Annotated in this window: 3 protein-coding genes; 1 reads left to right on the top strand and 2 read right to left on the bottom strand. The window is 68.6% G+C overall.

The window, feature by feature from the left end:
- Nucleotides 1-102 precede the first annotated feature (102 nt).
- Both A7G45_RS04610 and A7G45_RS04605 read right to left on the bottom strand, forming a co-directional pair.
- Nucleotides 103-531, bottom strand: a complete 429-nt coding sequence (locus A7G45_RS04610) for a hypothetical protein (protein WP_260934235.1) — start codon at nt 529-531, stop codon at nt 103-105.
- A gap of 180 nt (nt 532-711) precedes the next feature.
- Nucleotides 712-11736 carry a type I polyketide synthase gene (locus A7G45_RS04605; RefSeq protein ID WP_260934233.1) on the bottom strand — a complete coding sequence of 3675 codons (11025 nt, stop codon included), beginning with the start codon at nt 11734-11736 and terminating at the stop codon, nt 712-714.
- A 344-nt stretch (nt 11737-12080) separates the two neighbouring features.
- On the opposite strand from A7G45_RS04605, the gene A7G45_RS04600 reads away from it, so the two are divergent.
- Nucleotides 12081-13490, top strand: a complete 1410-nt coding sequence (locus A7G45_RS04600) for a condensation domain-containing protein (protein WP_260934230.1) — start codon at nt 12081-12083, stop codon at nt 13488-13490.
- Nucleotides 13491-13506 lie beyond the last annotated feature (16 nt).

The following is a 13506-nucleotide window of genomic DNA, read 5'->3' as shown; positions in this document are numbered from 1 at the left end:
TCAACCAGCCATACTGGGCCAGATGTCTGAGCCCATCTTGAATTACAGCTCCTGCGACTTCCCTCGCAGTGAGCTTCCCGCCCAACGATTTTGGCGCGCGGCCTAGCAGCCCCGAGTCAGTGAAACGGTGACGGTGCCGTACGGCCCGACCTTTATGCCTGCGCCGAGGAAGCAGGCGGAGAAATTAATGTTCTGCGTCAGACGCTTCCATGGCTCCTGGAGGAAGCCGGGGATGATCGACAATGGCGTGAATGTCCCGACCAGGATTGGTGCGGGGTTGGAGGGGTTCGACCCGCCCCCGAACCACCACCAGGGATCGTTCTCCCACCACGTGGTGAGGGGTGCGAAAACGAGTGGTGATTGCGCGACGTTGTCGAGGACGTGCGTGATCGGCGCGAGCGGAGCCGGCGCGGCGATATCGGCCTGGGCCGCCACCGGAGTCAGAATCGCCGCTCCGGCGACCGCGCAGGCGGCGGCGCCGGCCTGCAGCTTGGCTTTGGTGTTCGAAACATGCATCGCGAGAACAGACATAGTCCGAGCCTTCCGCCGATGAGATCGATCCTCATAGGAGCCTGACAGAATTACCGGTGCACGTCAATAACTAATTGACGTGCATGTGGGCTATTTCTGGGCTGGTGTAGCAGCTGGCGGGCCGGAAAGTCCGGGTGTGCACGCGGTCGGGTTAGACAGCGTGCACACCCGTCACAGTCGTCACTCCTGTGCGGCAGGCGCCTCGGGTTCAGCCTCGCCGGCAGCCTCCGCAGCCGCCTCCGCGGCAGGAGCCTCAGCCGGCGCCTCCGGTACATCCGACGGCGGCAGCTGCGACGCCAGGTGCCCGGCGAGTTCGCCGAGGGTCGGGTAGTCGAAGATCGCCGTCGGGCTGATGTCGAACTTGCCGCCGAACTGCCCGAACAACCGGTTGCGGAGCTCGACCGCCATCAGCGAGTCGGTGCCCAGATCCAGGAACCGGCTCGTCGCGGCGGGCGGCTGCGCCAGGCGCAGGAAGCCCTGCACCTCCTTCTGCAGGAACTCGGTGATGAACCCGGCGCGCTGGGCGTCGGGAATCTCCTGCAGCTGACGGAGCAGCTCGCTGTCGCCGGTGGCTGCCGCGTCGCTGGTCGGCAACACCTGATCGAGCAGCGGCGGACGGATGCCGCCGAGCATCTTCGCGGCCCGCTGCCAGTTGGCCTTGAGGACCGTCGCCTGTGCGGCGCCATGCCGGATGACTTCGCCGAGCGCCGCCAGGGCCGCCGAGGGCTCGAGCGGCATCATGCCCTGCGCACTCAGGTTGGCGGTGGCTGCCTGCGAGCTGGCCATGCCGCCGCGGCCCCACGGGCCGAAGTTGACGGCCGTCGCCGGCAGACCCAGCGCCCTGCGGTGCGCGACGAGTCCGTCGAGCAGCGCGTTGGCGGTGGCGTAGTTGGCCTGCGCCGGTGAACCCAGCACCGCTGACGCCGACGAGTAGACGATGAAGAAGTCCAGATCATCGTCCTGCGTCAACTTGTGCAGGTGCAAGGCGCCGAAGGCCTTGGGGCCCAGGGTCTTCCGGAAGCGCTCCAGATCCTGCTGGGGGAGCAGCGCATCGTCGAGCACACCCGCCAGATGGGCCACACCGGCCAGCGGCGGCAATTCCGTGCGGATCCGGTCGAGCAACGCCGTAACCGAGGACTCGTCACCGACGTCACCGGAGAAGACGTGCACCCGGCAGTGGAAGCGCTCCATCATCGCGTCGATGGCGCGCTGCGCGTCGGCGTCCGGCTCCCGTCGGCTGGTCAGCACGATGTCGCCGGCACCCAACTGGGCCAGGTAGGCGGCGGTGTGCAGACCGAGTGCGCCGAGACCACCGGTCACCAGGTAGGTCCGATCACCGTGCGGCTGCAGCGGTTTCGGCATCTGCACCACGATCTTGCCGATGTGCCGGGCCTGTTGCATCCGGCGGAACGCGGTCTTGGCCTCCGTCAGCGGGTAGACCTCGGCCTGCACCGGCGTCCATTCGCCCTTGGTCAAGCCATCCGACACCTCTTCCATGAGGCGCTGGATGTGTGCGGGGTCGGTCATCATCGTGACGTCGAGCGCGACGATCTCGTAGTTGATGTCCGGGCGAACCTCCGCCATGCGCTCGGGGGTCCAGATGTCGCGCTTGGCGATCTCGGCGAACCGGCCACCCTGGGCGGTCGCCCGCACTGTGGCCTCGACGAAGCCCTCGTTGGTCAGGCTGTTGAGCACCACGTCCACGCCCTCGCCGTCGGTGTCGGCGAGAATCTGGTCCGCGAAATCGGTTGTGCGCGAGTCGTAGACGTACTCGACACCCATCTTGCGCAGCGTCGCGCGCTTGTAGGTGCTGGCGGTGGCGAAGACGATCGCGCCCTTCTGGCGCGCCATCTGCACCGCCGCCAACCCGACACCACCACTGGCGGCGTGGATCAGCACGCGGTCGCCCGGCTTGAGTTGCGCCCAGTCGAACGCGAGCCGGACCGTCAGCGCGGCCGCGGGCAGCGTCGCCGCATCGACCGGGGTGATGCCCTCCGGCACCACCGCGAGCAACTGCTCCGGCACGTTCAGGCGGCTCGAGAAGGCGCCCTGCATGGAACCGAAGACGCGCTGGCCGACCTCGAATCTCGTCACCTCCGAACCCAATTCGGTGATGACACCGCACAGGTCACCGCCGATGGGCCCGGGATCGCCGGGGTAGAGGCCCAGCACGTTGAGCACGTCACGGAAGTTGAGGCCGGCTGCCTCGATCCGGACCTGCACCTCGTGCGGCGCGGGCGGCGTCACGTCCTTCTCGGTCAGCCGCAGGTTGTCGATCGCACCACGCTCGGTGGGAGCCAGCACGTAGTCGTCGGACCGCGGCATCGGCAGGTGGCCGCTGCGCGCCCAGTGCATCAGCCGCGGCACGAGGAACTTGCCTTGCCGCAGTGCGAATTCCGACTCCGTCACCGGAGTGCCCAGGATGCCGGTCAGCCAGTTGGTGGCGTTGTCGTCGGCATCGTCGAGGTCGACGAGCCGCAGGCGCAGGGTCGGCTGCTCGTTGATGACGGTGCGGCCCAGGCCCCACAGCGCGGCCTGCACCGGGTCGACGGGCTCGCCGGGCTCGGTCGCCACGGCGCGTTCGGTGACGATCCAGAGTCCGCCGGTGAGGTTCAACTTTTCCTCGGCGAGGGCGGTCTGCATGGCCGCGAGGACGGTGCCGACCTCGGACTCCAGCCGCGCCGCGATGTCGGCGTCCTGTTGTCCCGAAGCGCGCCAGACGATTCCGGTGACCGGGGAGCCGCTTTCGGCGGCTGCTGCGATCGCCTGCTGCCAGGCGGCGGCGTCCACCGTCTGATCGAGCGTGACCGCACCGGGCAGCCCGGCAGCCAACTCGTCGAAGCCGGCGACCAGCCAGGTGCCGGTGGTCTTGCTCTCTGCCTCGTCCGCAGCGCCCGGTGCGGCGCCCTCCTGCCAGCCCAGCGTGTACAGCAGGCGGGTGGTGTCACCACCGAGCCCGCGCAGCAGTGCCTCACGCGGCGCCCGCTTCACGGTGAACTCGGTGATGCCGCCGAGCCGCTTGCCGTCGCGATCGAGGAAGTCGATGTCGAAGACCTGCGTCTCGTTGGTCAGCTCGCTGGTGTGCCAGCGCGCCCGCGCATAGAACCGCCGGGGCATCTTGTCGCGCAGCTCGACCTGGCCGTACCGCAGCGGCAGGAACAGGTCGTGCATGCCGTGTTCGGCGGCCAGCAGCGCCGGGAAGGCCGGGAAGGCCACACCGGTGCACAAGTCGAGCAGCACGGGATGGATGGGCTCGGTGCTGAGGTGCTCGGCGAGTTCGTCGCCGACCGACACGTCTCCGATGGCCATGCCGTCGCGCACCCACAACGACTTGAGCGACGTGGACCACGTTGGGCCCCAGGCCAATTCCATGTCGTTGAACGTCTCGAACAGCTGCTGCGGACGCAGCCGCTCCATGCGCTCGACGACATCCTCCATCGAACCGGCGACATCGTCCGAGGCGTCCGCTTCACTGGCACCGGCCAGCAGGGTGCCGTCGGCGTTCAACGACCACTCGGCTTCGCGAACCCCGTTCGGCCGGCTGTGCACCTGGAACTTCCAGCCTTCGCCGCCATCCAGGGAGCGGATGGTCAGCTGCGTCTCGCGAGCCGCCTTGTCCGGCAGGATGATCGGCTCGTAGAAGAAGACTTCCTTCACCCGCGCCGGCGCACCGACCGAGGCCAGGGCCATCGCCGCATACGTCGCGCCCGGCACCACGACGGTGCCGTAGATGACGTGGTGCGACAGCCAGGGCTGCGTCTTGACCGACAGCACGTTGCTATAGATCGTGTCACCGGTGGCCAGATCCTTTGCGCTGCCCAGGATTCCGGACGTGGCCGCGGAGCCGCCAGAGCTCATGCCCACGACATTGGCGGTCTTGGGCCAGAAGCGGCGGCGCTGGAACGGGTAGGTCGGCAGTTCGACCCGCTGACCGCGGTTCTTGGCCGCGAAATCAGGCCGGTGTCCGGTGATATACGTGGTGGCCAGCGCTTCGGTGATCTGCCGCTGTGCGTTGGCGCCCTTGCGCAGGGACACGATGGCCCGCGGGGTCTCCGAAGACTCGGGCCAGCACTGCAGGGCGGCCGCGGTCAGGATCGGCTGCGGGCCGATCTCCATCAGCACCGAGCAGCCCAGCGCCGCGACGGTCTTGACGCTTTCGGTGAACTGCACCGGCTGACGCGAATGCCGACGCCAGTACGGCGCGTTCAGCGGCGTCTCGGCGGTGAGCACCGCGCCGGTGCGGTTGCAGATCAGCGGCAGGGTCGGCACCGCGAACTGGAACTGCGTTGCGAAGGACTCGAATTCGTCGAGAACCGGGTCCAGCAGCTCCGAGTGGAAGGCGTGGCTGGTCTCGAGCCACGTGCAGCGCGTGGCGTCCTCGCTGCAGGCGGCGACGATCTGCTCCAGATCCTCACCCGGGCCCGACAGCACGGTGTTGCGGCCGTTGTAGGCGCCGATGGACACCCGCGGGAATGCCTCGGCGGCGCGCTCCACGTACTCGGGATCGGCGAACACCGCCACCATGCGGCCGCCGGCCGGCAGGCTGCCGAACAGCCGGCCGCGCTCGGCGATCAATCGGACGCCGTCCTCCAGGCTGAACACCCCGGCGACACAGGCCGCCGCGTACTGGCCGACGCTGTGGCCCAGCACCGCATCCGGTTCGATGCCCCACGACTGCCACAACCGGGCCAGGCCCATCTCGACGGCGAAGATCGCGGGCTGCGCAAACGCGGTGTTGCGCAGCGTTTCTGCCGCTTCCCGATCGTTGCCGAACATGACCTCCAGCAGGGGGCGCGGCAGAATCGGGTCCACTGCTTCTGCGCACCGGCGCACCACGTCGGCGAAAACCGGTTCGGTATCGAACAATTCGCGGGCCATGCCCGGGTACTGGCTGCCCTGACCGGGGAAGAACCACGCGGTGGTCGGCGGGTCGGCGCACTCGCCCTTGAGCACACCCGGCCGCAGCTTGTTCGCCACCAGGTCTTCCAACAGGTTCTTGGCGTCGTGGACGGTGTTCGCGACCACCGCGGCGCGGTGCTCGAAGTGCGAACGCCCCGAGCCTGCGGTGAAGCACACGTCGGCGATCGAGGCGTCGGGGTGCTCGTCGAGCCACTCGCGGTACCGCTGCGCCAGCGCCGTCAGGCCCTGCGCCGAGCGCGCTGACAGCGGCAGCACGCTGATGGGTTCGGTGACAGGAGTTTCGGGCGTCACGTCGTCCGCGGCATCCTCGTCGGTGATCACCACCGGGGCCTCTTCCAACAGCACGTGTGCGTTGGTGCCGGTGAACCCGAAAGAGCTGACGCCGGCGCGGCGCGGGCGGCCGTCGGTGTGCCACGGCGTCGGCTTGTCCACCACCTGCACGGGCAGCGAGTCCCACGGGATGTGCGGCGACGGCTTGTTGAAATGCAGGGTCTGCGGGAGCATTTCGTGCTCCAGCGACAGCACGACCTTGACCAGACCGGCGACGCCGGCCGCCGACTCCAGGTGGCCGATGTTGGTCTTCGCCGTGCCCATCAGCAGCGGCCGGTTCGGGTCGCGGCCCGCGCCGTACGCGGCCGCCGCGGCCTGGACCTCGATCGGGTCACCGAGCGGGGTGCCGGTGCCGTGCGCTTCCAGGTAGTCGACGTCGCCGCCGGCCAGGCCGGCCCGGCTCAGGGCCGTGTTGATGAGCCGTTGCTGCGCACCGCCATTGGGCACCGTCAGGCCGCTGGATGCACCGTCCTGGTTGACCGCGCTGCTGCGGATGATCGCCGCGATGCGGTCCCCGTCGCGCTGCGCGTCGCTGAGCCGCTTGAGGACCAGGACGCCGCAGCCCTCACCGCGGACGTAGCCGTCCGCAGCGGCGTCGAACGTCTTGCAGTGGCCGTCGGGCGCCAGCATGCGGGCGCGTGACGCGGCGACGATGGACGCCGGGCTCAGCAGCACGTTGACGCCACCGGCCAGAGCCATGTCGCAGTCGCCCGAATGCAAGGCCTGTGTGGCCTGGTGCACGGCCACCAGCGACGAGCTGCAGGCGGTGTCGACCGCCATGGCCGGCCCTTCCAGGCCGAGCGTGAACGACACGCGGCCCGCGATGGCGTTGAGCGCGTTACCGGTGATGAAGTGCGGCTCGAGGTTCTCCACCGAGCCGCCCGACAACAGGTGCGAGTACTCGTTGGCACCGACGCCGACGAACACGCCGGTGCGGCTGCCGCGCAGCGATGACGGGGCGTACCCGGCTCTTTCCAAGCCCTCCCAGGCGATTTCGAGCATCAGTCGCTGCTGCGGGTCGATCCACACGGCCTCGCGCGGCGAGATGCCGAAGAATTCGGGATCGAACGTGTCGACGCTTTCCAGGTAGCCACCGGAGCGGGTGTAGATCTTGCCTGGTGTCATGGCGTCGGGGTCGTAGAACTCATCGACGTCGAAGCGATCCTCGGGAATCTCGCTGATCGCGTCGACGCCCTGGGACAGCACCCGCCAGAACGCATCCGGGTCGGGCGAGCCGGGGAAGCGGCACGCCACGGAGATGATGGCGATGGGCTCGTCGGCCGCGGCGAGCGACTTGACCGCGGTGACGGCCTTCGGACCGGCCTTCTCGTTGAGGTTCAGGATGTCGCTGAGCAGGTAGTCCGCGACATCGGTGAGCCGCGGGTGGTCCATGGCGAGAGTCGCCGGAAGTTCCTTGCCGACACCCTGTTCCAGCCGGCGCCGCAGTTCGACGGCCATCAGCGAGTCCATGCCGAGGTCGAAGAAACCGGTCTCCTCGCGAATCTCGGAGGCCTCGATGCGCGTCACCTCGGCGACAGCGTCGCGCAGGTACTCCAGCACCAGCTTCTTGCGCTGCTGCACCGGTGCGGCGATGAGCTGCTCGACAAAGCGCGTGTTCCCGGACGCACCGACAGCGCCGGAGGCCCCCGCGGACTCGGGCACCTCGCGGGCCACCTCGGCCAGCAGGGCCCGCGACCCGGCCTGCGAGTAGATCGGTAGGAACTTGGCCCAGTCCATCCGCGCCACGACGGCTTCCGCGGGGGAGCCGCCGGCCACCAGGATGTCGGCCATGCCGGTCAGGGCGTCGGTGGGGGACAGCGTGCGGACGCCGCGGCGTTCCAGCTGGACGCGGGCGTCGGGGTCGGCCATACCGGCGGACCACGGACCGAAGTTGACGCTCATACCGGGCACACCCTGCTCGCGCAGGCGCCACGTCAAGCCGTCGAGGAACGCGTTGGCCGCGCTGTACGCGGTCTGGCCGTAGCTGCCCCACACCGCCGAGATCGACGAGGTGGACAGGAAGAAGTCGAGCTTCAGGTCGGCAACGGCCTCGCTGAGATACCAGGCACCCCAGACCTTTCCGGAGAACACGCGCTCCAGCTCGGCGCCTTCCAGGGTGGCCAGCGGAGTGGTGCTGTTCTCACCGGCCGCGTGTACGACACCGGCCAGTGGCGGCAGCTCGGCGCGCAGGGTGGACATCAGGCGGGCGACGTCGTGCGGATTCGCGACATCGGCGGTGATGACCCGGGCCTCGCAGCCGTGCTGCTCTCGCAGCGCGTCAATGCGCTGCTGCGCGGCCTCACTCGGCGCGCGCCGGCTGGTCAGGACCAGCTGCCGCGCGCCGTGCGCGGCCAGATATTCCGCGATCTCCAGCCCGAGCGACCCGAGGCCGCCGGTAACGAGATACGTGGCGTCAGAACGCAATTCGAGCTGCGTCGGGTTCGGCTGCCCGGTCCGGCGGACGAGGCGCGGCACGTGCACGCCCTCGGCGCGCAGCGCGATCTGGTCCTCACCGCGCGGGGCCGCGACCACCTGGGCGATCAATCGTGCCCACTCGTCGGCGCTGCCCTCGGCGAGATCGGCGAGGCCGCCCCACACCTGCGGGTACTCCAGCGCGGCCGAGCGGCCGAAGCCCCACAGGCTCGTCTGCTCCGGTGCGACGGTATCGGTGTCGGTAACCCGTTGGGCGCCACGCGTGATCACCCAGATCGGTGCCCGCAGTTCAGCGGTGGCCGCCGCGCGGAAGAGGCGCTGCGTGCCGCTGAGGACGCGGTGCTGCATGCGCAGGACCGCTTGCATCGAGGCGGCATCGGTGTCGAGGGCCGCGACGTGCAGGATGCGCAGCGTCGGCTCGTCTTCGACGGCCGCGCGCAGGTCGGCTGCCAGCTGCTGCTCATCGGCGTCGGACCCAGGCAGCCCGAGGACGCGGTGCCGGTGGCCGAGCCGGGTCAGGGCCTCGGTCAGCGGCTCGAGCACCGCAGCGTCGTCACCGATCAGGACCCACGCCGAGCCTTCGCCGATCTCCGAAGAGGACCCAGCAGCGGCTTTCTCCCAGCGGATTTCGTACCGGGCATCCGAGACGGACTGCGCGGTGCGCTGCCGGTTGTGTTGCGCGGCAAACTTGTTCAGCACATCAATGGTCGACTGATTGCCGGCAGTGTCACCGGCCACGCCGCCCAGCAGGGCGGCGAGCTCGTCGATGCGGCCGTCTTGGAGCAGCTGGACGGCTTCGGTGGTGGCCCCACCGGTCTGATGCGAGGTCCACGTCGGCTTGATCCGCTCGTCGGTGAACCAGTACGCCTTGCGCTGGAACGGATACGTCGGCAGGTCGAACTTGTGTGGCGAGCCGGGCCGGACGGCGGCGAAGTCGGGCAGGTGCCCGGCGGTGTAGGTGGTGGCCAGCGCCTCGGTGATCTGCCGGTGGTCGGCGCCTTTGCGGCGCAACGACGCAATGGCCCGCGGCGCGGTCGCCGGGTCGGGCCAGGCGCGCAGGGCCGCGGCAGTCAGCACCGGCTGCGGGCCGACTTCGAGCAGCACCGCGCAGCCGAGCTTGGCGAGCGTCTCCACGCCCTTGGCGAACTCGACGGGCTGACGTGCGTGCCGGCGCCAGTACTGGCCGTCGAGCTTCGCGGTACGGCCCAGGGTGTCGCCGGTCCGGTTGCACACCAGCATCCGCTGCGGCGCGTTGAACGTGAATTGGTTTGCGTACGACTCGAATTCGTCGAGCGCCGGATCGAGCAGCGCCGAGTGGAAGGCGTGGCTGGTCTCCAGCCAGTCGCAGCGGACACCGTCTCCGGTCAGCCCGGCGACAGCACGTTCCAGGTCGGCGCCGGGACCGGAGAGCACGGTGTTGGCGCCGTTGTACGCGGCGACCGACAGGCTCGGGTACTCATCGGTGAGGCGCTCGACGCGCTCGGGCGCGGCGAAGATCGCCGCCATCCGGCCGCCCGCAGGCAGGTTGCCGAACAGCCGGCCGCGCTCCGCGAGCAGCCGCATACCGTCCTCCAGGCTGAACACGCCGGCGACGCAGGCCGCGGTGTACTGGCCGACGCTGTGGCCGAGGACCACGTCGGGCTCGAAGCCCCACGACTGCCAGAGCCGGGCCAGGCCCATCTCGACGGCGAAGATCGCGGGCTGGGCGTAGCTGGTCTGCCGCAGCGCCTCCTCGGCGCCGGGGCCGTCGTCGAAAATGACATCCAGCAAAGGCTTTTCGAGTACGTCAGCGACCGCGGCAGCGCACTGCCCCATGGTCGCGGCGAAGACCGGCTCGGTCTCGAACAGTTCCTTGGCCATGCCGGCGAACTGGCTGCCCTGTCCCGGGAACAGCCAGGCGGTCTTCGGCTTGTCCGCGGAAGTTCCGCGCACCAGGCCCGGTGCCGGACGGTCGTCGGCCAGCGCGCCCAGCAATTCACGTGCGGACTCAAGGGAATTCACCACGAGCGCGGCGCGGTGCTCGAAGTGGGCGCGGCCCGCACCCGCGGTGATGCAGACGTCGGAGAGGGTGGCCTCGGGGTGTGCGGCCAACCAGCCGCGGTAGTCCTCGGCGGACTGCAGCAGGGCGGCCGGGGTCCGCGCAGACAGGGGCAACACCATGAAGCGCCGGTCGTCGGGTTCCTCGACCGGGCTCTCCGAGGGAACCGCGGAAGGCGCTTCCTCAAGCAGGACATGGGCATTGGTGCCCGAGAAGCCGAACGAACTGATGCCCGCGACGCGCGGCCGGTCGCCGCGTGCCCAGGTGGTGGCCTCGTCGACGACCTTCAAGGGGATGCGGTCCCACGGGATGTGCGGCGACGGGTTTGTGAAGTGCAGGTGCTTCGGCAGTTCCTGGTGCTCGAGCGACAGGATCACCTTGATGATCCCGGCGACGCCGGCAGCGGCCTCGAGGTGTCCGATATTCGTCTTCACCGAGCCGATCAGCAGCGGATCGGTCGCATCGCGTCCGGTGCCGTAGGCCGCTGCCGCGGCCTGGACCTCGATGGGGTCGCCCAGCGAGGTGCCGGTGCCGTGCGCCTCCAGGTAGCCGACGTCGCCGGGCGTCAGGCCCGCGCGTTCCAGCGCTTCGGCGATAACCCGTTGCTGTGCAACGCCATTGGGCACGGTCAGGCCGCCGGAGGCGCCGTCCTGGTTGATGGCGCTACCGCGGATGACGGCCCGGATCCGGTCGCCGTCACGGATGGCGTCCTCGAGTCGCTTCACCACGATGACGCCGCAGCCCTCGCCGCGGACGTAGCCGTCGGCGGAGGCGTCGAAGGTCTTGCACTTGCCGTCGGGGGCCAGCATGCGCGACTGCGAGAAGGTGATCATGGTGGCCGGGCTGAGGATGACGTTCGCGCCACCGGCCAGCGCCAGGTCGCACTCGCCGAGCTGCAGGGCCTGGCAGGCCTGGTGGACGGCCACCAGCGACGAGCTGCATGCGGTGTCGACGGTGACGGCCGGACCCTGCAGGCCAAGGCGGTAACTGATGCGGCCGGCGGCCGCGGCGCCCGAAGTGCCGATGGCCATGTAGGCCTCGATCTCCGGGTAGGTCAGCTCGCCCGAGGCCATGCCCAGGTAGTCGTGGGTGGCCAGGCCGATGAACACACCGGTCTGCGTGTTGGCCAGGGCAGACGGGGCGGTGCCCGAGTGCTCGACCGCGCGCCACGCCATCTCGAGCAGCAGGCGCTGCTGCGGGTCCATCATCTTGGCTTCGCGGGTGGACACCCCGAAGAACGGTGCGTCGAAGCCGACGGCGTCGTCGAGGAAGCCGGCGCGGCGGGTGATGATCTTGCCGCGGGCGTCCGGGTCGGCATCGAAGAACTCGTCGACGTCCCACCGGTCCTGGGGCACCTCGGATACGGCGTCCCGGCCCTCGTGCAGCATCTCCCAGAAGGATTCGGCGTCGGTGGCTCCGGGGAAGCGCGCGGCGTAGCCGACGATCGCAAAGCTGGACGTTTCCGGAGCTTCGATCCTTGCCATGAAAAAGTTGTCCTCCCGCGTTTGCCGGTGACGTCCGGTCCCATGCAGGAGACCGTGTTCAGCGCCAGAAATTATGTGCGAAGGGCCGGCCCTATCGACTGGTCGGCAGATCTACTGAACGGCCTCGGCCAGTTGATCTTCCGAACGGCCACGGCCAGCTCATCTTCTGCGGGCCAGTATTACATGTAGGTTGCTGAAGCACGAGGATTATGCGCAGCGGTGGTGATTGGTCAGCGAGGACCGTCCTACCAGGCGTAACGGCGCCGGCAAAGGTTGCCGGGGTATGTTGATGACGCCAACAGCGTTGCCGGGCCTCAGTGTGTCCAGACCTGGGAGGAAAGTAATTGCGCATCGGGAAAATCACGATCGGAAAGATCGATGATTGGACGCCGATCCCAGGTGTTCTGACCTCTTGGCACCCGACCGAGGCGGCTCGTGAAGTAGCCCGGCAGGCACCTGTGAGTTCGGTGCCGGTCAGCTACATGCAGGGCCAGCACATCCGCGGCGTCGTCGAGCGCACCGGCTCGGGTCTCGAGTACTCCCGGCAGATCATCGCGACGTGCGAAGTTCCTGGTCAGTGCGATATCGCGGCCATGAACGAGGCGCTCAACTCCTATCTGCGCAGGCACGACACCTACCGCAGCTGGTTCGAGTACACCGACGCCGGTGACATCCTCCGGCACACTCTGACCGATCCCGAGGATCTCGAGTTCGAGCCCGTCGATCACGGTGAGTTGGCGGTCGAAGACGTCCGCAAGCATCTGGTGGACATCCCGACGCCACTGGAGTGGGGCTGCTTCTCCTTCGGCATCGTGCAGAGCGAAGACAGTTTCAACTTCTACGCCGCCATCGATCACGTCCACGGGGATGCTGCGCTCATCGGCATCACCATGCTGGAGGCTCATGGCCGGTACACAGCATTGACAACAGGGGGCTCAGCGTTTGCTCTGCCGGACGCCGGCAGCTTCGACGAATGGTGCGTCCGGGAGCACGAGCGCACCTCGGCGCTGACCGTCGACTCGCCTGAGGTGCAGGCCTGGATCGAGTTTGCTGAGAACAACAACAACAGCATGCCGGAGTTCCCGTTGCCGCTGGGGAACGCCATGGAGCCGTCGGTCGGCGACATGGTCGGCGAATCTCTGTTGGACCCGGACCAGACGGCGCGGTTCGAGGCTGCCTGCGAGGGAGCCGGCGCCCGGTTCGTCGGTGGCCTGTTCGCGTGCATGGCCCAGGTCGAACACGAATTGACCGGTGCCGCAACGTATTACGGCCTCACACCGCGGGACACCCGGCGCACGTCGGACAACTTCATGACGCAGGGCTGGTTCACCGGCCTGGTGCCCATCACCGTGCCGATTGCCGCGGCGACCTTCAACGAAGCCGCCTGGTCGGCGCAGGAATCGTTCGACGGCAACCTGAACATGGCGCGGGTTCCGTACTACCGCGTGCTTGAGCTGGCACCGTGGCTGGACTGGCCGCGGCCCAACTTCCCGGTGTCGAACTTCCTGCACGGCGGCGCGGCCCCGCTCAACACAATTCTTGCGGCGACCGAGATGGGGTACGCCAACAACATCGGCATCTACTCCGACGGCCGGTACTCCTACCAGCTGACCATCTACGTTTTCCGGTACGAGGGTGGCACGGTCATGGAGGTCATGTACCCGGACAACCCCATCGCCAAGAAGTCCGTGACCAGGTACCTGGAAGCGATGAAGTCGGTCTGCTCGCGGATCGCCGACGGCGGGAACTGGTGACCCGTCGGGCGGGCTC

Origin of the sequence: Mycolicibacterium llatzerense (assembly GCF_025331195.1) — a bacterium.
In the GTDB taxonomy this organism is placed as follows: domain Bacteria; phylum Actinomycetota; class Actinomycetes; order Mycobacteriales; family Mycobacteriaceae; genus Mycobacterium; species Mycobacterium llatzerense.
The sequence above is the reverse complement of the archived record's forward strand: the minus strand, read 5'-3'. Positions and strand labels throughout refer to the sequence as shown.

Bases quoted from the DNA above. Each gene is read 5' to 3' on its own strand.
- A7G45_RS04605 (WP_260934233.1), bottom strand. From the start codon at position 11,736: ATGGCAAGGATCGAAGCTCCGGAAACGTCCAGCTTTGCGATCGTCGGC.
- A7G45_RS04610 (WP_260934235.1), bottom strand. From the start codon at position 531: ATGTCTGTTCTCGCGATGCATGTTTCGAACACCAAAGCCAAGCTGCAG.